We start from the raw sequence: 19,357 nt of genomic DNA, 5'->3' as shown, positions 1-19,357 counted from the left end.
CCAACAAGCAATCAGTTGTGATTTTTTTGCCTCACTCGGAACTCATTTTCGGCTTGATGTATGCGATCGCATGTTTCCAAACAGTAGTTTGGTGACTGTTTTCATCCGCAAGAGAGATACACTGTGGGTCTTGCCATAAAACCTTCCCTGTCAGTACATCGCCAGTCAGCAGCTTTAATTCCACTGGCGTTGTTTGTTTAATCAGGTTTTGGACTTGTCTAATACTGGGTAAAGTGGTGTCAAATTCGGTAAGCATTTTTAGTAAAGATGAACCTACAAGGCAAAATAAAGAGTAACTAATCCTTGATAATTCATCCTTGAAGAAATGGCAATCGAATTTACTAAGTATCATGGTCTAGGCAACGATTTTATTCTGATTGACAATCGCTCGTCATCAGTGCCTGTAGTGACTCCAGAGCAAGCCATCAAGGTGTGCGATCGCCATTTTGGTATCGGTGCTGATGGTGTTATTTTTGCCCTACCTGGAGAAAACGGCACTGACTACACCATGCGGATTTTTAATTCCGATGGTTCAGAACCAGAAATGTGTGGCAATGGCATTCGCTGTTTAGCTGGCTTTTTGGCAGATTTAGAAGGCGAATCCCGGAATAAAGATTCATATCGCATTCATACTTTGGGTGGCGTAATGACTCCCCAACTCTTATCTGATGGTCTAGTTAAAGTAGATATGGGTTTACCCAGATTACTGGCTGGCGAAATTCCGACTAATCTTGCACCTGCTCAAGAAAAAGTAATTTCTCAGCCGTTGGAGGTGGCGGGACAAACTTGGGAAGTCACCTGTGTAAATATGGGGAATCCGCACTGCATTATTTTTGTAGAAGATGTATCAGCAATTGAGTTAGAAAGCATCGGCCCTAAATTTGAGCATCACCCAGCTTTTCCCCAACGCATAAATACCGAATTTATTCAAGTGGTACGCCGTGATTATTTGAAAATGCGGGTTTGGGAAAGGGGGGCTGGGATTACATTAGCTTGCGGAACTGGTGCTTGTGCTTCCTTGGTGGCTGGAGTATTAACCGGGAAATGCGATCGCACCGCCACTATAGAATTACCAGGTGGCCCCTTACAAATTGAATGGTCAGAAGTAGACCAACGGGTTTACATGACAGGCCCGGCTGAGAGGGTATTCACTGGGAAACTATAACCAACTTCCCATTGATGTTACGCAAGTAGCAAACTTATTTCGAGTTTAGTATAGCCTTCCTTAAAAAGGGGGAAGAATCAAAGTCCCCCTTTTTAAGCTATCCATTATAAACATCTTTCTTAACAGAAAGTTTGAGAGAAGCCAGAAGTTGTGTATTGTCTATATCAAGAGGTGGAAACATACCTTAGTCAGCAAATGGAACAATGGATCGCACAAGAACTAGAAAGAACCGAATAAGGAAGGGTTCTGGTTGTGTCTTCTTTTCCTTGCTAATGGAAACTCACATTCTATATCATTTATCAATGCGTAAGTCCTACTGATGATTTTTTTGTCTGAATCCTCTACTACATAACTGCTTACTTCTGTCAAGTTTTCTGTTAAGAAAGATGTTTATAATGGATAGCTTAAAAAAGAGGGGTTAGGGGGGATCAATAAGTGCCTAAAATCACAGCTAAATACTTTTCAAACAACCTCTTAGATCGTTAGCGATCGCTGAATAATAGTGAAAAAATCAAACTTAAATGCCTGAAAATTCATACCCGTATTTAATTACTTCTGTCAATGCGTAAGTCTTAAACATAAGACTTTTGACTTCCGCGCAGAGGTACTAGTCTCTTTTTTATATGTTCTGGTGTAATTAGTTCATGACTGTTGCTTAGATACCAAATCTTGATATATCTTTAGCATCCGCTTTTGTAAAATTGCCTCATCATACTGCTCGACAATAACTTGCCGTGCTTGTGCAAGATGTGCTTGTCGCTCTTGGGTGGGTTGATTGACGACTTTGATCATTGCCTCTGCTAAAGCATCTGGGTTTTCAGGTTCTACCAAAGTACAAAATTCTTCAACGAACGTACCCCGATAAGCTAATAAATCACAGGTAATCACCGGGCGTTCGCAAGCAACAGCTTCAATGAGTGTCGAAGGAAAGGCATCGCTGGCAGGATAATTGATAATTACATCTGCTAAGTTGTGGACTGTAGGCATTAGACTGTAAGGTAGACCAGGCATCCAGCGTAGGTTGTCTAATAAGCCAAGTTCTTCTGCTTGGTTGCGGATGTTTTCGTAAATAGCTACCGCTTCCTTACCACCGGCACGCCCTAACTTTAAAAAGAGAAGTATCGTCGGTTTGGTGAATTGAGGAAAAGCCTGTGCATAGGCTGCAAATATCTGCTCATGATTGTACACTTTAGCCCAGCCACGGGGCGAAAGCAGAATTGTGGCTGCTTCGTTAATCTTCAATACTTCCCGCCGCCACTTTGGTAAATCCTTGGTGACTCCAGAGCGAAAATGTTGGGGGTTTGCCCCTAGAGGAATTAATTCTACCCGTTGATCAGAGTTCAGGAGTGCTTTAGATTTCTCTATCAAACTAGGTGTCTCTACAATCAGCACACCAGTATTCTTAAATACTTGGCTAACCCGATCTTTCTGTTTGCTTTGTTCCCTTTCTGGTTGTAGTAGATGATTTAAAAAGCCCCAAGCAGAGACAACAAGAGGACTTAGATTCGCTAGGGCGCAACACTGGGCGTGCCAGCCAATGGCATGGACATGGATAATATCAGGCTGGAATTCCTCTACAAGTTTACGTAACGGCTCCGCCATTTCCTCAGCCATCTGTTCTTCATGAGGGTAGGTGTCGGTAAACTCCTCTAGATACTTTCGCCAAACAGTGGGGAAATAGCGGTAGTTTTTAGGAGCTTCGGTTTCATAGGGGTCTACATCTCCTAGTAGCCAAACTTCATAACCTGCTTTGACTACCCAATCTAAGGGTCTTGTCAAGGCAACGCCCCCAGCACCAATCATCAGTACACGCATAATTTGATTATTTACGTTAAGAATCAGTAATTTCCACTAGTCCAGCTTTGACTAATTTCTCAATAAACTTGAACAAATCTTGTTTTAACCTCTCTGGCTCTACCTCATACTCTTTTAGCAAGGTGTCATAAGCTGTCTGGATAGAATCTGACTCAGTTAGCAGAAAAAATATTTTTGTACCAACTTCGTTTTGACTAAAATATTCTTCGCTTTGTAGATTCAACAAAACGGACTCCCCTGCTAAGTCTTGAGTTAGAACATTTGCGGATAGAGATACTTTTTGGTTTAAGACTATTTGTGTTGTCATTCTTTATAAAGATATATCGAGTTTAGTTAATTAGTGTTCATTAAGCTGTTACTTGGAATTGCCAATTGCCTTAAATTTAGGGGGCTTGAATCGTTGCAAGTTTAAAGATTGGTAAGCTAATCGGCATTTGAGTTACATAATCAGGGCGGGCAAGATGCCCACCCCACAAGATATTGAGCAAATTTGAATATGCAAATTAGATGTGTTTTAGCTTATTCACAACTACTAAATTCACACTTTCGGTAGTATATAACAATCCATTAACTAAAAAATGATATCGAAAAACAGTAGTATTTGAAAAGGTAAAGGCAGTTCTTGCAGGAGAAACTGCTAAAGGGAGAGCGCAAAAATCTGGACTGAAGCGATCGCCTGATTGAGAGTAATGTTATAGTACTGTGGGTAATGCACTAACATTTCCCTAAATTCACGACATTTGAATATAGAGATGGATACTCAAATGTGTGAAAAGTACCTGGAGAGGTGTCCGAGCGGTTCATGGTGACGCACTCGAAATGCGTTTTGGGGAAACCCAACGGGGGTTCGAATCCCCCCCTCTCCGTCTTTCCTTATTTTGTAAGCGGGTACAGACATCCTTTTACCTTCAATAGAAGTACAATATTAGGACTTACGCACTGTACAAAATAACTATCTTGTGTATCAACGTAAATACGTTGTTTCAGGCTTTTATTAATCACTCAAGATTTGCTGCAATCGCCAAAATATCATTGAAAAATCTAGCTAGAAGCCTTGAAAACTATACCTGTTACTTTGGCTTCTCTGTCAATGCGTAAGTCCTATGATATACAAAAAGAGAAAAATATTATAAATAATAATGAATATTTTGATTTTCTCGTCAAAAAAATTATGTGACGAGTAATAACTAGTGCATTATTATACATTTTATTGATATTTTACGGAAAATATTGTATCATTATACTACAGCAATATACGTAATACTACAGTAATATACGTAATGTAAATCATTACTTGTGTGTGATTTAAGTCAACATAACTACTTGATATTCGTACTAATAATTCATCTCCTAGTCCTAACATTTGCTTTATCTGCTGATAAGCTAATGAGCATTTAAGTTGCATAAAAGCAGGGCTGAAGCCCTTACTACGAGCGAATCATTCTGGAAAAATGAATGACGATTAGCTTAACTCCTGGTTCGCTCATTTTCTAGGCGGTTAGAAAAAAGACGGAACGGAATAATTAGGGTTATAGCGTTTCTCCCAGATTGCGATCGCAAGCGTTGCGAATTAATCTTCGGTATTGGTTGACCATTTGGTACCATCCAAAAACTTGATTTATCTCAAACCCTTATGAATACGTTATTTACCAATTTTTAGAACTTAAAAAAATGGGCGAACCGGGAGTAATCAAGCTTTTCCCAAAAATCCGATGAAGATTAATAAGAAGGGAGAAGTTGTTGTCCAGAAAAGGAAATAAATGTGAGATTAATTTTAACTTGAAGACAAAATCTAAAATTGACTAATTATTATCATCTTGTAGCTTTTCCTGCAATTTGCGATCGCTCTGCGGTTGATTATCAGTCTGTGAATTTTGCTTTTCCAGTGTTGGTACTACCACCGCAGAAGGATCTGACTGTTTGGATTGTGTGGGTGGTGTTGTTGGTATAACCACAGAATTTGGCGGAATCACCGGTTGAGGGGAAGCCGAATTCTGATTAGAAGTGGGTAAGTTCTTTTGTGGCAATGGTGCGGGCGAAGCACTCCGAGATGACCTGATTGCCCGTAATTTCTCCACTAGCGAGGGTGTGGGGGAAACGCTAGGTGATGGTGCAGATTGCTCCAAATCGCTGCGTTGTGATTCTTGTGTAGGGCTGCTGGGAGTTTCTTGTGGGGAAGAACGGCGATTACGCCGCCGCTTGGAATTATAAACAGGTGTTGATTCGGTTGTTGAGGTGGCGTTAGTCTCTTTACCATTATCCGGGTTAGGTACTTTCGCATCTGGTTCTTGAGTTGGCTGTTCAAAAAGCGGCTTTGCAGTTGGCTGCGGCTGAGATTTCGGTAAGATGCTAGTGATGCCAAAACCTGCCGTAGCAGCAACCAGGGCTACACCGATAGCAATCAATATTGATGAGCCAGGTTTTTTAGTCAGTACATTTTCCTTGGCGATACTTGGGTTGGGCTGCGCCAACACGGATGGTTTATGAATTCCATTTTGGGCCGTTTTCCCCAGCAAAGTTGCGGCTTGTTGGGCAGATAAATTGACTGTTGGAACTGCATAACTTGCTAAGGCTTGCGGTGACAGATTCGCCTCATTTCCAGGTAGCAGTTGTAACCATTCAGCAACTGTCGCTGGGCGAAAACGAGATTCCACCGCCATCCCGCGCATTACTGCCTGGTTGAGAGCAGCACTCAAGTGTGGTTGCAGTTCGCGGGGAGAAGGCATTTGTTCGCGATCGCGCAATAATGCTGGCATCGGAACTTGGGCTGTCAACAGTGCATATAAGGTTGCGGCTAAACCATAAACATCGGTGGCGGGTGTGCGCGGCGCTTGCGTCAAATACTGCTCAAGTGGAGAATAGCCTTCAGAAACTAGACCGGTGTGAGTCTGCCGGACACTGCCATTAAATTCCCTGGCAATGCCAAAATCAATTAGTACTACTTCTTGGGTTCCAAGGCGTTGGATAATATTATCTGGTTTGACATCTCGGTGTAGCAAACCATTATTATGTACTACCTGCAAAGCTGCCCCAATTTGCCGGATGTAATGAATTGCTGTGGCTTCAGGTAAGGTTATTCCTGGTAATACAAATGCGTCTCCCAAGGTTTCGCCACGAATGTATTCCATCACCATGTAAGACAATCCGGCTTCCACAAAAAAGTCACTGACTCGGACTATATTGGGGTGGATACACGTAGCTAATCGTCTGGCTTCATCTTGGAATTGGCGCTCAAATTTCGCAAAATCAGGATGTTGTCGCAGCCGTTCATTGATGGTTTTCATCACCACCTCCTGACCTAAGTAGTGATGGGTAGCTTGGTTGAGTCGATGGGGGATATTATTCCCCGCACCTCTCAGTTAAATCTGGGCGTGCGACTTTCACCGCACCCAGCTTCCGATGTTCTCAGCTTGCGCTTTTGCTCATGTGTTTGTAATCGTGGCAACTCTCATGAATTGCTTCCAGATTACTTTTCTTCCAGTTGGCGTGATTTTTATCGATGTGATGCAGGTTTACCCGTTCTTCATCGATAAATTTTAAACCGCAGGAAGCACATTTATGGTTTTGCTTTTTAAGGGCTTTAGAGGTTTCACCGTCATAGAGTTTACTGTTACGTTCGCTCCAGTAGACGGTATCTCCGTCATAGGGGGATTTTATTCCTTTAACCATGACGTGTTTTCCTTCGGAGTAGGAAACTGTTGGGAATGCCTTTTTAATTAGCTCCTTGCTAGTGTGGCGTGTAAGCTTTGTTTCCTTGTTAAATACCGTGTAGGCTCTGCGGTTTATGAACCAAAGCGAGTGCTTTGTCCCGTCCATCTTGCAGAACTTGTGGTAATTTCTCCAGCCTCTAACTATCGGGGCTAATTTCTCAGCCTTTGCGGTAGCACCATAATTCGAGTTGTTGACAATGTGTTTTACTTTCTTACGAAATGCTTTGAAGTTATCCACTGAGGGAGTACTTTTGAGTTTTCCGTTTTTCTGGACTTGAAAGTGCCAGTCGAGGAAATCAAACCCATCTGTCGCGGCGGTAATTTTGGTTTTCTTTTGGCTTACATTCATTCCGCGTTTGCGGAGGAACTCGCTGATTCTTTCAAGTATCTCTGTCGCATTATCTTCGGGGCGGAGTATAATAACCATGTCATCTGCGTATCGGATTGATGGCTCGATGATATTACTGGCTGAGGTTTTAGCAGTTATTCTGAATCCTCGTCTTTCGTGATGTCTATGTATACTCTCAATCCCGTTGAGTGCAATATTTGCTAATAGTGGGCTAACTACTCCCCCTTGGGGTGTTCCCTGTTCGGGGAATTCTGGGTTTACTCCTGCCTTGAGGCATCGGAAAATACCGAGTTTTAAGCCTTTGGGCGATATGAGTTCATCCATTATTACTGAGTGGTTAATCCTATCGAAGCACTTTTCGATGTCGAGTTCTATAACTCGTTTCTCTATTCCATTACTACTGGAGTTAAGGTTGTTAAAGATGTACCTTTGTGCGTCGTGGGCAGAGCGCCCTGTTCTGAACCCGTAACTCCTGGCGTGGAAAGTGGCTTCGTGTGCTGGTTCTAGTGCATATTTTGCTAGGCATTGCCAAGCTCTATCCGAGATGGTTGGTATCTTAAGTATTCTGGTAGTTCCGTCCTTTTTAGGGATAGGGATTTCCCTTAGTCCTTGATGTTTCCAATTTCCACTGTTCATTTTCAGTAGTTCTTCAAGATTGAAGCGTTCTTCAAATGAGAGGGATTTCTTACCATCAATACCAGCCGTCTTTTTACCAGCATTTAGCTGAGATACAAGTCTAATTGCAAGAAATCGAGCCGAGGTTGATTTTAGAATAAGCTTTTGGAGTGACCTAGCTTTCCGCTTGTCTCCAACAAGAACCGCTTTGTACACTCGCTTTTGAAGGCGGAAAAGGGTACGGCGGAATTTCTTCCACGGTAAGGCTCTCCAAGATTCACTAGTTTTTAAACTGTGTCTAATCATTTTCTCTTCTAGAGTTTGTGTATTCTGAACACCTCAGACCAATTACGGTCTGTCCTACCCGAATCAGAGGGATTCCGTATCCCGTCTTACCTACCTGGGGTTCGACTCCCCCAAGACCTTTGATTCGTTTTTATTCGTTCCCTCGGTAAGATTGATTGTTCCGTTAGGTGTGGTCAATTCAACTACTGGATTCCCATGACTCTTGCCGATATCCGTTCAATAATGCGGCGGGAATTAATTCTCCAGTGGAGTCAGGGATGTTGTGTTACGCCCTGCTTGCATCTAAGTTGCTTTTCTAGACCCGGTTTCACCGTGGGAACTCCCTGTTAGCGCCAGTGTCAACCCGTAACGGTTGTCTGATTGCGCCCTTTTCCCAGCTTCACTCTACAAGAACCGAGCTTGTTCGGTGTGGGCAGTTAAGGAGTCAAATCTGAGTCTGATTGGTAGGGCTTTCACCTACATCAAACCGAGAGTTCAGCCTTTAGTGTCAGTAATCTGCTGACGGGCTGGGTTAGTTATTTACGGACTGGATACCGTGATTCACTAGCCAACGAATCGCACTAAACGTAATGCCAAAGCCACCCCGCCCTATTTCTTGAATTAGGGTATATTTTCCATCCTGCAAAATTGTGCCTGCTAACATAAAGAGTCCTGATTCCTGAGTGAGCAGATAAGTAGCGATTCCTGAGTCTTGAGGGATTCCCAAAAAATTTTCCCATATTTTTTATATCGAGCAGGGTTTCCGCCTGTCTATTTTACGGGATGATTTAGTTGTTGGAACTCTCAAAGTGAGAAAGACCTCCCCGCGATCGCAATAGTTGCATCTTTTTCAGATGATAACGCGAGAGTCAAGAAATCTTGAAGTAGGAAACAGGCTTAAGCTTACGGTTGTGACGTGATTCCCCTAATCCGGGCAGAAGTGCAAAAGCGGGAGCGACAAGCAGCTGTTATTGCTTAGTAAAGCTTTGCGGAAAATTGTAGTATTTTCAAACGCAGAGGTACGCAGAGTCTTTTCAAGCAATTTAACTACTCGCCATTCCTATGCTTAAATATCTGAAAACTTTTGTAAATAATTTGATTATTTCAAAACTGCATGACTAAAGTCCTCATTCTCAATGCCAACCAACAACCGTTGTATCCAGTACACATTAGCCATGCTAGGCTGCTATTGTCACAAGGTAAAGCTACTGTATTTCAACGGTATCCCTTTACTATCATTCTCAAGGAGTCTCTATCTCATCTAAAACTTGAGCAACTTGGCTTTAAGATTCACCCCAGCATTAAAATAATTCGTAATCCGTAATTACTTAATCTTAGTCACCTCCAAAACCGAGGAATTATAGATGAGAAACCATACCATTTTGGAACCATTACCAGAAGACCAATGGTTTATTGAGAGCCAGGAATTACTATCCTTTATAGCAACAGTGCGAGAAATTAGCGATCGTCAGCAGTGCGATCGCCCACAAACTCTCGCCAGATTAGAACCATATTTTCAAGAACTGCTTGCCCAACAGGAATGGCTACCTGAAAAGTTTGCCCAAATTAATCCTGAAAGCAAGATGGGCGGCGGTATAGGTCAGTGGCTCCTTTATCGCGCCAAAGACCGCTCCCTCTCAGTCTTCAGTTTGGTGATTCCCCCAGGTTCCACGACTCGCGTCCACGACCATTTAGCCTGGGGATTGATTGGTTTATACAAAGGCAATCAAGAAGAAACAGTCTATCGCCGTGTAGACAACGGCGATGCTGAAGGACACGCACAATTACAAGTAACTGAAGTGCGTAGGCTTCAACCAGGGGATATCTACCGCCTCTTACCCCCAGATGGTGACATCCACGCCGTCAAAACTACATCCCAGAGCGCATCTGTATCTATTCATATTCTGGGTAATGATACTGGCTGCATCCTGCGTCACCAGTTCATCCCAGAATCTCATAGCGTCAAATCCTTTCGCTCTGGATATTCTAACGCTCCCTGTAAAGAGGAAGAGGAAAAAGAACATGCCCAGGTACGATAGACCACAACCTCCTATATTTGAGCGAATTGAAGACGAACGTCTGCACCGTCAGCAACGCCTCGCCGCAGCTTTCCGCCTATTTGGTAAGTTTGGGTTCACCGAAGGAGTTGCAGGCCATATTACAGCTCGCGATCCAGAATTTACAGACCATTTTTGGGTCAATCCATTAGGAACATATTTCGGTCACATCCGAGTTTCTGACCTGATCTTAGTTAACAGAGAAGGTGAGGTGGTTAAAGGCGATGCCGAAGTAAATCGAGCCGCTTTCGCCATCCATTCTCAGATTCATGAAGCTCGACCTGATGTAATTGCGGCGGCTCACGCCCATTCACTTTATGGTAAAGCTTGGTCTAGTTTGGGTCGTCTCCTTGACCCCTTGACTCAAGATTCCTGTGCTTTTTACGAAGACCACGCGCTATTTGATGATTTCACAGGTGTGGTTTTAGAAACTTCTGAAGGTCTGAGACTGGCGGAAACTTTGGGGCCAAAGAAAGCCATAATTCTCCGTAACCACAGTATTTTAACTGTGGGACATACGGTAGATGAAGCTGCCTATTGGTACATTAGCTTAGAGCGATCGTGCCAAGCCCAACTACTGGCAGAAGCTGCCGGTAGACCAACTACTATCAAACACGAAACAGCCCGTTTAACCCAAACTCAAGTGGGTTCACGGACAAGTGGGTGGTTCGGTTTCCAGCCCCTTTACGACAGAATTGTTCGCGAAGAACCTGATTTGCTGAATTAATGTTTTTTGGCACTGGGATAATAAACGGGGAAGTATAAATTTACCCACTTCCCTCTATTCTTTTGAAGTCCCATTTCCCATTATGTACTGCACTTTTGAAGTCAAGTATGGGAAGCGAGTCCTCATACTTAGGTTAAAGGTTGATCGCCCTTTCCCTGTCCTTGTGCCCCTGCCTCCCCTCGTGGTGCAGACATTATTTGTTTTTGGTGTTCTTGTAGCCAGGTTTCAAAGAGCTCATTCAAGAGGCGCACTTTCATAAATTCATCCAGTTGTGCGGGGATAAATTTTTCCAGTCGCAAAATCACGAACCAGTCAGCGATGCGGGTAGGGGGCAATATCTGACTTGGTTGACTGCTAGAGAGCATTTGCACCATTACTGGATGTAGTGCATTCAGTTCAATCGGGCCAACTAAGCCACCAGTCTGGGCTTCTGGCCCGAGTGAGTATTCCCGTGCTAAGTCAGCAAAAGAGTTTTCTTTTGCCTGAATCCGAAAGTAAAGTTCTTGGGCAATTCCCACATCCTGAGTTCGTAGTAGTGAATAAATCACTTTGTCTAGTTTTGCCTTGGACTGAAAAAAGTAGGATTCTAGTTTATTACCCCAATTAGCTTGCTTGAATTTTTCAATTTTCAGCTTACGAGTGGTAATAACTTCTAGTTGTTCAGGAATCAGCCCTTGATGTGCCATCCAAGCCTGAATGTCTTCTTCATTTTTGAACTGTTTTTCGGCGTAAAACTGCTGTTTGGCCTGGGCTACTTCCTCAGGTGTACACTCTATCCTTACCTTCTCGGAGCGTGAGTTTTGCTCTATCGCCTCATCAATGATCAATTCTCGCTGCAACTGTGGCAGCATTTGGTAACTTGCCAGCAAGGAAATCAGTTCACTCGCTGTGATTGTCCGATTACCGATTTGGATCGCTTCAGTCATTAGCTTTCGGGCATCTCAAGAATATCTGGTTTGTTAAAGAAGCTAAATGGTAGCCATTCGCTAGGAGCTTTTGTCTTAATCTTACCGAGTTAGGTACAGTAACCTCACTAGTAATTCCGATATCTTGGCAGCAGTTAATCGGTTTTTTCGTTCATTTAATTCCTGATAACCACTGATGGTGGCAAAAAGCTGACAAACTCAGACTGTCGTTTTTCTGTGGCTTGCTAAGTGGGATAATCTTTGTAAGCGAGTAAGAGTGTTCCAAAAAATAAATGATCCAAAACCCGTCATTGAGAGCGAAGCAAAGCAATCGTAGCCCTTGGGATTGCTTCGCTTCGCTCACAATGACATTCCAGAAATCATTTACAACGACTCTAAATAGCTCAAAAGATCTGCCATTTCTTGGGTGCTAGGCTGAAATTTTGGCATTGGCGGCGTTTCGCCACTGATTACCTGATGAATCAATCCATATTGAGACTTATGCTTGGAAACAGCTTGCAAACTTGGCCCTACTCGCCCGTCTGCTTCCAAGCCGTGACAACCAGCACAGTTAATTTGAAAGATCGCGTGTCCTTGAACTGGGTTTCCTGTTAGGGATAAAACACTCTTGACATAGGGATCGGAGGCTTGAACCAACTGAACACCAAAAAAGCCCAAAGGGACTGATAGCAGTATGGCCAGCGTCAATAAAACGATGCGCTGAATCAAAATTTCAGGTTTGGTAATCTGGTTATCCAAAAGGTTTGCGGTGAAAGTCTAGGTGTGCTAAAAAGTTTTCTTTTCCTACACATAGCTTAAAAGTTCTTGATGGTGTCTGCAAGCACAGAAGACTATTTTCTTTTGAGCAGTCGCCTTCCAAAAAGTCTGTAGGGCGCAGGATTCATACCAAATTTGGTAAAATCAAAAACAGGCAACGAATATTTAATAATTACAAAGAGGAGATTTCCAGTGGTTGAACCCCTGCTATCAGGTATTGTCCTTGGTCTAGTTTTCGTCACCCTCGCCGGACTGTTTTACGCTGCCTATAAGCAATACAAGCGCCCCAATCAGTTGGGCGGTTGAGGAAGCAGTGAGGGCTGAGTTCCCAGTGCTGAGTTAGGAGTGAGGAGTTAGGAGTGAAGAGTTAGGAGTTATGTTGTTCCTCATCTCCTTTATTTGCCCCTGATTCCTCACTCCGAATTCTGTAGAAAGTAAGTGATGTGTTGCCGTAAACTTTCTCGCGGCAAATTTCCCAATCGGGAATCTCTGGCGGTATCCAACCTTGTGAGGCGTGTTCAACTGCGATTTCGCCACTAGGATCTAAGAGTTGATGGTGAGCGATCGCTTCTAATACTGGCTGGTACAATCCACTGGCATAAGGTGGATCGAAGTAAATTCTATGGAATTGCTTGCCTGATAAAGTCTTTAACTGCTGCGTAATATCTCCCCGCAATACCCGAAATTCTTGCTCGGCATTAGCTACCTGCTGCCAATTTTGTTGAATGGTGGCACAGGCTCGGCTGGATTGTTCAATTCCCACTGCTAGGCTAGCTCCTCTACACAAAGCCTCTGCGCCCATTGAACCAGTTCCGGCGCACAAATCTAGCCAGCGACAACCTGCAATTTCTCCCTGCCAAATATTAAAGACTGCCTCCCTTACCCGCGCACTGGTAGGTCTAGTTTCTTTCCCTGGTAAAGTTTTTAGCTGGCGATTCCCGTAAATTCTCAGGCTCATTGGTTATTAGTCATTGGTCATTAGTCATTAGTAATTGGTCATTAGTTTTAGACAAAGGACAAAGAACAAATGACAAAAAGAGTTTAGGCAGGAATTTTTTCGCGGACTTGAGCAACAAAATTAGATAGGATTTGCAATCCGATATTAGAGGATTTTTCGGGGTGAAATTGAACTGCCATCAGATTTTCGTGAGCGATCGCAGCTGTGACGGTTTGAGTCCCGTGGGTGATGGTTGCTGCACGGATTAGCGGGTCTATTGGGTCAACATAATAAGAATGGACAAAATATACCCAAGGATCGGCCGGTAAATGCTCCCACAAAATACTTTTTGCCTGAGTCATTTCCAGCTGATTCCAACCCGTATGAGGAATAGTGATGTCAGGTTCTGGACGAAAGCGCCGCACTTTTCCTTTAATAATTCCTAGTCCTGGTTGCGTACCTTCTGCACTTGATTCAAAGAGAATTTGCAATCCTAAACAAATTCCTAAGAAAGGTTTACCAGATGCGATCGCGTCTTTAATAGGTTGTTCCAAACCACGCGATCGCAGGTGTTGCACTGCTGGATCAAATGCTCCCACTCCCGGCAAAACTATTGCATCTGCCTGCTCTAATTCCTTTGGAGAATAAGTAACATTAGGAGTTGCCCCAGCTTTTTCTAAGCCTTTACAGACTGAGTGCAAATTTCCCATCTCATAATCTACGACCGCAATTACTGGCATTCACCTGCTCCTTGTAAATTTATTATTGGAGGGTTCTTCTATGTTTTTCTATTCTAAATAATATTTGATATTAAGAAAAGAATTCTATTAACTTCTTTTGACATTTGCCTAAAAGATCAACAGTCGAATTCTGCTGATGATTTATTACTTGAAGTTACCAAACTCGATCTGATACCAGATGACTTAAGTTTTTTACGCCAGTTACCCGGAGATGTGCAACTTGCCAATACTCAGGTAATGGAAAAAATCAATGCAATTCAACCTGAATACATCATCTGTTATGGGCAGGCTGGAATCCTTACACAATTAAGTGTGGAAGCATTTGCTAGCTGTAGATAAAGTAGAAGTTGATATAGAAAAATTAGTGCGGAAAGAAGTGGCAATTCAGATTAGTCACGACTGTGGTAAGTTTGTCTTTACTATTCAGTCTTGGACTACTTAGACCAAAATCAACTCACGATCCGTTATCTTCTTATCCACATTCCCGTTCTAAACCAAGAAAATTTGATGGGGATTCTTGGGATTTCGTATTAATTATTAACAAACTGGCACTTTCATCAAGTTGTTAATGTCTGTATGGTGAAAGAAATATCTAAGTATATGTTGCCATTGTTACTAATTTTCCCAATTGCTCAATCAACTCCTGCGACACCAGCACCTGAAGAAGTCGTACAACCACAAGAAGTACGTCCTCTACCAGGTAAATTGGATACAGTACCAACCTTTAACAGCAATAGTCCAGAATTGGTGTTGAAAGAAGGAATTTTGCTCTCCACTTTTCCACCAGAAGGCAAAAAAGTGCCAACAGCGCATTTGAATTTTCCCTTTCGAGGACGATTTGATATTTTTGCCCATCACGTTGCTAGGGCTGAACCTCCAGAAAATTTGCGCTCGCTCTATTTAGGGATAATTTTGCACAACCCTGCTTCGGAAGCAGTAAAGGTGAATATTTTGCAGGCGGCGAGTTATTTGAGTCAACCGGATGCACCATTTATTCAGTTACCATCCTTTAGCCAAAATCCTTTAGGGACAATTTTTGCTGGCCCAGGCGATCGCGTTATGTCTGATGTGTTGAGGGGACTACGAGAAGAGATTTTCCCGAACCAAATTGAGATTCCAGCAAAGCAAAGTCGGATGTTACTAAATTTACCAATTCCTGTGCAGGGATTGACACCGCCTCTGAATGGTCGGTCTACATTGATCCGATTGCAAAGTAATGGCATTGTTTATGCAGCTAGCCTCGCCATGTTTGCAAAGGTGAATCCTGATGGCAGTGAGCGATCGCCTACTTTAGAAGAGTGGCAGAATTTACTAGATAATGGCGATCTGGCTGGGCCACGAGATAAAGCGCCCACTCCCCTAGAAGAAACTGCCAAGCCGATAATTTATGGGCGGGTTGCTGGAGTAGCTAGTGGTTCGCGATGGAGAGCCTTATTAGTGGATAATCCTAAAGTTAGGTATCTGACTATTCCTCAGCCTGGTCAAGTATTTTCTTACGCTTTGAGTACGGTGCATGGCGGAACATTGGGAACTGGTCAAATTCAAAGTGCGCCGATGCTGGTGCGCTATCCTGACACCGCATATCGCGCTCATGGCAACTATGGAATTCAATATAATCTGAAGTTGCCGCTATACAACAATACTCAAACTTCTCAAACTGTGAGTGTATCCATACAAACCCCACTCAAGGAGAATGAGTTAGGCAAACCAGGGTTACGCTTTTTGAATATACCAGCCCGTGAAGTATTTTTCCGAGGGACAGTTCGGGTACGTTATAAAGATGACCAAGGTCAGCCACAAACTCAATTTGTACATTTAGTGCAAAAGAGAGGTCAACCAGGAGAACCGTTAGTTTCATTAAAGATGAAAGCTGGCGATCGCTCTTTAGTAGAAGTAGACTTTCTTTATCCGCCGGATGCTACGCCACCACAAGTCTTAACAGTGTCAACTCAGGCGCAGAGTCGGTAATGAATCATAGGTAATTAGGTATAGCTTTTCTCCAATTACCTATTAAAATTTTTTGAAATAATAAAGCTGCCGTAACTGTAAACATCCACGCTAATTCATCTTTAGCAGTGCGGAATGACTACTGGGGAACGAGTAGGAATAGGTATCCCAGAAATTTAATTGTAAAAAATGACTGTTGATGAGGCACTAAATATCCTTGAAGAGATTTTAGAGATAGAGCAGCTGAATAAGGTACAAAAGATTGTCTTTTCCCAGTCTTGGGAAGGACGGTCTTACATGGAGATTGCCAATGGTTTTGACTATGACTATGGCTACATTAAAGATACTGGTTCGCAACTTTGGCAGATGCTCTCAGCTAATCTGGGACAGAAAGTGACAAAATTAAACTTTCAAAGTGTCCTCAAGTATTACGCTAAACATCAAAAATCTAAGTTCCCCAGTCAATCAGCTTCTCCTAGACCAGAAGTTAAACCATTAGGGAGTTCGCCATCACCAGAATATTCTACTTCTTTGATTGGAGAGGATGAAACTCGCTGGATCGGGCGTGAATTGTTAGTTGATGCACTGAGGAAGAAGATTCAGAGCAATTGCCGTGTACTGATGCTAGTCGGGATTACAGGTATTGGTAAGTCATCCCTTGCGGTTCGACTGGGCTTAGAACCAGCAATGGCTCATACCTGGCCGGTGCTTAAACTAATTCGCTTTGATGACAATTTGCATATATTTAAACAGTTTGCTCACCAACTCTTAGAGGAGCAGATGCCATCAGAGCCGGAGTTAGGACAGAATTCTCAAAAACTGGTCATTGACCTCGTTACGTATTTGCAAACCCATGCCTGTTTGCTCGTTCTTGATATGGTTGAGGAAATTCTCGAAATGGGCGATCGTGGCGAGTTTCACTACAAAGATCCCTTATTTGCCAAGTTTTTTGATCTGTTTACGCAAGCAGAAACAATGCCATCCCGTCTGATTCTAACTTCTCAGGATAAACTCCCTGTGATGGTCGAGGGACGGTATTTAGAGCGATCGCACCTAGAATGGCTCAAAGGCTTAAATCCCGAAGAAGCCCTCGAACTTTTTGGGATTTGGGAGGTTCATCCTCAGACAGCCTCCGAACATGAATATCTCCAGCGCATCATTAGGGTTTATGAAGGTCATCCTCTGGCCTTGCGGGTAATCGCTGGAGAAATTCGAGAAAGTCCATACAATTGCGACATCCAAGCCTACTGGCACGATTATGGGGAAGAGATGATCGCCATCGAACAACAAAAACAGGCTTCTGATTTACGTTCAACCGCAGATTCAGTAACTTTAGCCAATTACAGCGTCAGTTTAACCGATCTAGTTAAGTGCCGCGTCGAAAGGACATTTACCCGTCTGCACGTTTCATTTCATTTAGCTTACGTTCTGCTTTGTATGGGAGCTACATATCGATGCTCTGTAGAACGAACGGCCTGGTTAATTTTAATTGCAGATTCTTCCAAAGAAGCGCAATTAGCAGCATTTCAAACCTTACAACGCCGCTTTTTACTAGAAACAGATTATACTGTTGGTCGGGTTTTGTATCGACTCCACAGTTTGATTCGCAGCATCGCGCTCCAGCATCTTACCAATCCTGAGTCAAAGGCAGCCCGATGAACGTTTCAGATCGAGAGTTGCAACTGAAGACATTTACAGAGACAGAGATTTTGAACTGTTGCTTTACAGCGACAGGACAATTGGTTCTAGATAGCGCCAACGATCTTGACCGACAACCTACTCTTCATCAAAAAGCGCATTTCCGAGCAGCTATTTACTGGCTTAAGCATTATCAACCTGATCGCCAAGCCTCTCAATTAGAGCAAGTGCGAGGCTACCTAGAAGCTGCTTACCATTTAGGGCAGCTTGAAGCCTGGGATCTAATTCGTCAAATTTTATTCGTTCGTCTTGATAGCGATCGGAATTTGCCGCTACATCAGCAGCTTGGCATTTGGGGATTATATCGAGAACAGATTGATTTGTGTCAACCTTTGTTAGGTAAAGCCAATCATGAATTGGACTGCCTTTGTCTGAATAATCTAGGCTATGCCTATACCCATCTCTGCCAGTATCAAACAGCAGTTAGTCACTACCAGCGTTTATTACAACTAGCAACAGAGAATCACAATGCAGAAGCTCAAGCTAAAGCGTTGGGGGGTTTAGGGCTTTGCTATGGCAATTGGGGACAATATCAAACAGCTTGGAATTACTGTCAGCAGCAGTTGCAGGTATTAGATCGAATTGATGAATCTCGCTCTAGCACTAAATCGGGGAATGCCATATCAGTAGAAAGTTTAGAATGGGAGCAAGATAGTTATGGTGAATGCCCGTCTACAGCAGTTGAGAGGGGTCAAACCTTTGCGACTCTGGGGTATCTAGAAATTCACCTGCGACGTTACCGAAAGGCTATTTATTATTGTCAGCAAGCTTTAGCGATCGCTCATACCATCAATGATACCCAAACACAATGGTACGCTCTTGGACGGCTTGCAGTCGCCAATGCTCAGTTGGGAAAACGCCAAAAAGCCTTGGATGCCTTACAGCAACAGTACCAACAGCGACACCAAAACCGCAATTGCCGCCAAGTTAGTGCCGTATTAGTGAATCTAGGCTTAGTCTACTGCTATCAGCGCAACTTTCAAGCCGCCATCAACTGCGGACAAGAACTTTTAGAAATTAATCAACAGAATGGTGATATCAGCGCTCAGTGTTATGCCTTACTAACCCTAGCTTTTATTCATATTTGGCAAGATGAAGTTCAACTGGCGATGGAAAAAACTCGTCAGTGTCTGAGTCTTGCCCGTCAATTTAACTATCCACACCACGAATCTCAGTCGTTATCACAATTTTCTTATCTCCATAGCGCAATGGGAGAGATTCCTCAAGCCATAGATTATGGAGAACAGGCTTTAGCGATCGCTCAAAACGTTAACAATTCTTTATTTAAAGGGATTGCACTGGCTGTTTTGGGATTGGCTTACCTCGAAACGGGTAAGTTTGTCCATAGTCTACGTTTTATCGTTGCTAGTTTCATCGCTCTCCCTCCTTGGCGCGGTGGAGATAGTAAGTTATTGTTAGCCTTAATTATCAAAAGATTTTTCAAATATTTGTTAAAACTCAGCTTTATTCATTTGAACAAATTCATTGAGTAATTTGTTCGCTAAGGCAATCTAAAAGTATCTACCAGAGATAAAAAGCTAGTGCAGCACGGCAGAAATAACTATCCAGTTTAATTTAAAAAGCTCACTATATAAGCTTTATTGACTCCTGCCGTGTTGCACTAGTACAA

18 protein-coding genes, 1 tRNA gene and 2 pseudogenes are annotated in these 19,357 nt (G+C 43.0%); 10 read left to right on the top strand and 11 right to left on the bottom strand.

Annotated elements, in window-relative coordinates; genetic code table 11:
* Nucleotides 1-31: 31 nt before the first annotated feature.
* Nucleotides 32-256: an Hfq-related RNA-binding protein gene (locus V7K55_RS16040; RefSeq protein WP_334832904.1), complete on the bottom strand. Its 225-nt coding sequence runs from the start codon at nt 254-256 to the stop codon at nt 32-34.
* A 69-nt stretch (nt 257-325) separates the two neighbouring features.
* Here V7K55_RS16040 and dapF point away from each other — a divergent pair, with 69 nt between their 5' ends.
* Nucleotides 326-1,165 (top strand): diaminopimelate epimerase, encoded by an 840-nt coding sequence (gene dapF / locus V7K55_RS16035; RefSeq protein ID WP_334832902.1) that lies wholly within the window; start codon nt 326-328, stop codon nt 1,163-1,165.
* A 642-nt stretch (nt 1,166-1,807) separates the two neighbouring features.
* Here the strand turns inward: dapF and V7K55_RS16030 are convergent.
* Complete coding sequence (locus tag V7K55_RS16030; RefSeq protein WP_334832900.1) at nt 1,808-2,980, bottom strand: glycosyltransferase; 1,173 nt, start codon at nt 2,978-2,980, stop codon at nt 1,808-1,810.
* A gap of 16 nt (nt 2,981-2,996) precedes the next feature.
* Entirely contained in the window at nt 2,997-3,287 is a 291-nt protein-coding gene (locus V7K55_RS16025; protein WP_334832898.1) for a PqqD family protein, read from the bottom strand.
* Between the two features lie 474 nt (nt 3,288-3,761).
* Here V7K55_RS16025 and V7K55_RS16020 point away from each other — a divergent pair.
* Nucleotides 3,762-3,846, top strand: a tRNA-Ser gene (locus V7K55_RS16020).
* A 601-nt stretch (nt 3,847-4,447) separates the two neighbouring features.
* Here V7K55_RS16020 and V7K55_RS16015 read toward each other — a convergent pair.
* The 4 genes and pseudogenes from V7K55_RS16015 to V7K55_RS16000 form a co-directional block, all read right to left on the bottom strand.
* Nucleotides 4,448-4,585, bottom strand: coding sequence for a hypothetical protein (locus tag V7K55_RS16015; protein WP_334832896.1), 138 nt, complete (start codon nt 4,583-4,585; stop codon nt 4,448-4,450).
* A gap of 197 nt (nt 4,586-4,782) precedes the next feature.
* Nucleotides 4,783-6,300 (bottom strand): annotated as a pseudogene (locus V7K55_RS16010) (protein kinase domain-containing protein); the annotation flags it as partial.
* An 85-nt stretch (nt 6,301-6,385) separates the two neighbouring features.
* Nucleotides 6,386-7,960 carry a group II intron reverse transcriptase/maturase gene (locus V7K55_RS16005; protein ID WP_334832894.1) on the bottom strand — a complete coding sequence of 525 codons (1,575 nt, stop codon included), beginning with the start codon at nt 7,958-7,960 and terminating at the stop codon, nt 6,386-6,388.
* Nucleotides 7,961-8,471: 511 nt separating this feature from the next.
* The gene (locus V7K55_RS16000) at nt 8,472-8,666 is read right to left on the bottom strand and encodes a hypothetical protein (protein ID WP_334832925.1); all 195 of its coding nucleotides are present in this window, start codon (nt 8,664-8,666) and stop codon (nt 8,472-8,474) included.
* A 387-nt stretch (nt 8,667-9,053) separates the two neighbouring features.
* On the opposite strand from V7K55_RS16000, the gene V7K55_RS15995 reads away from it, so the two are divergent.
* The 3 genes from V7K55_RS15995 to V7K55_RS15985 are packed head-to-tail and all read left to right on the top strand — an operon-like array spanning nt 9,054 to nt 10,723.
* Complete coding sequence (locus tag V7K55_RS15995; RefSeq protein ID WP_334832892.1) at nt 9,054-9,263, top strand: RRXRR domain-containing protein; 210 nt, start codon at nt 9,054-9,056, stop codon at nt 9,261-9,263.
* Between the two features lie 40 nt (nt 9,264-9,303).
* Complete coding sequence (locus tag V7K55_RS15990) at nt 9,304-9,978, top strand: hypothetical protein (protein ID WP_334832890.1); 675 nt, start codon at nt 9,304-9,306, stop codon at nt 9,976-9,978.
* On the top strand, nt 9,962-10,723 hold the full coding sequence (locus tag V7K55_RS15985; RefSeq protein WP_334832888.1) for a class II aldolase/adducin family protein: 762 nt from the start codon (nt 9,962-9,964) through the stop codon (nt 10,721-10,723). The genes V7K55_RS15990 and V7K55_RS15985 overlap by 17 nt, the downstream gene beginning before the upstream one ends.
* 128 nt (nt 10,724-10,851) lie before the next feature.
* Here V7K55_RS15985 and V7K55_RS15980 read toward each other — a convergent pair whose 3' ends face one another.
* Both V7K55_RS15980 and V7K55_RS15975 read right to left on the bottom strand, forming a co-directional pair.
* Nucleotides 10,852-11,649 carry a peptidylprolyl isomerase gene (locus V7K55_RS15980; RefSeq protein WP_334832886.1) on the bottom strand — a complete coding sequence of 266 codons (798 nt, stop codon included), beginning with the start codon at nt 11,647-11,649 and terminating at the stop codon, nt 10,852-10,854.
* Between the two features lie 363 nt (nt 11,650-12,012).
* Complete coding sequence (locus tag V7K55_RS15975; protein WP_163928961.1) at nt 12,013-12,387, bottom strand: c-type cytochrome; 375 nt, start codon at nt 12,385-12,387, stop codon at nt 12,013-12,015.
* Between the two features lie 210 nt (nt 12,388-12,597).
* Between V7K55_RS15975 and petG the strand changes: the two genes are divergently transcribed.
* Nucleotides 12,598-12,711, top strand: a complete 114-nt coding sequence (gene petG / locus V7K55_RS15970) for a cytochrome b6-f complex subunit V (protein WP_063721252.1) — start codon at nt 12,598-12,600, stop codon at nt 12,709-12,711.
* Between the two features lie 61 nt (nt 12,712-12,772).
* Here petG and rsmD read toward each other — a convergent pair whose 3' ends face one another.
* Both rsmD and hisH read right to left on the bottom strand, forming a co-directional pair.
* Entirely contained in the window at nt 12,773-13,363 is a 591-nt protein-coding gene (gene rsmD, locus V7K55_RS15965) for a 16S rRNA (guanine(966)-N(2))-methyltransferase RsmD (RefSeq protein WP_334832884.1), read from the bottom strand.
* An 83-nt stretch (nt 13,364-13,446) separates the two neighbouring features.
* Entirely contained in the window at nt 13,447-14,082 is a 636-nt protein-coding gene (gene hisH, locus V7K55_RS15960; RefSeq protein WP_334832882.1) for an imidazole glycerol phosphate synthase subunit HisH, read from the bottom strand.
* Nucleotides 14,083-14,151: 69 nt separating this feature from the next.
* On the opposite strand from hisH, the pseudogene V7K55_RS27550 reads away from it, so the two are divergent.
* The 4 genes and pseudogenes from V7K55_RS27550 to V7K55_RS15940 all read left to right on the top strand — a co-directional run bounded on the left by V7K55_RS27550 (nt 14,152) and on the right by V7K55_RS15940 (nt 19,220).
* Nucleotides 14,152-14,651, top strand: a pseudogene (locus V7K55_RS27550) (peptidase C15).
* Between the two features lie 31 nt (nt 14,652-14,682).
* The gene (locus V7K55_RS15950; RefSeq protein ID WP_334832878.1) at nt 14,683-16,050 is read left to right on the top strand and encodes a DUF3370 domain-containing protein; all 1,368 of its coding nucleotides are present in this window, start codon (nt 14,683-14,685) and stop codon (nt 16,048-16,050) included.
* Nucleotides 16,051-16,218: 168 nt separating this feature from the next.
* On the top strand, nt 16,219-17,688 hold the full coding sequence (locus tag V7K55_RS15945) for an ATP-binding protein (RefSeq protein WP_334832876.1): 1,470 nt from the start codon (nt 16,219-16,221) through the stop codon (nt 17,686-17,688).
* Nucleotides 17,685-19,220, top strand: coding sequence for a tetratricopeptide repeat protein (locus V7K55_RS15940; protein WP_334832874.1), 1,536 nt, complete (start codon nt 17,685-17,687; stop codon nt 19,218-19,220). Before V7K55_RS15945 ends, V7K55_RS15940 begins: the two co-directional genes overlap by 4 nt.
* Nucleotides 19,221-19,357: the final 137 nt, after the last annotated feature.

This window comes from Nostoc sp. (genome assembly GCF_036919895.1).
In the GTDB taxonomy this organism is placed as follows: domain Bacteria; phylum Cyanobacteriota; class Cyanobacteriia; order Cyanobacteriales; family Nostocaceae; genus Nostoc.
This window is presented reverse-complemented; position numbering and strand designations above follow the sequence as displayed.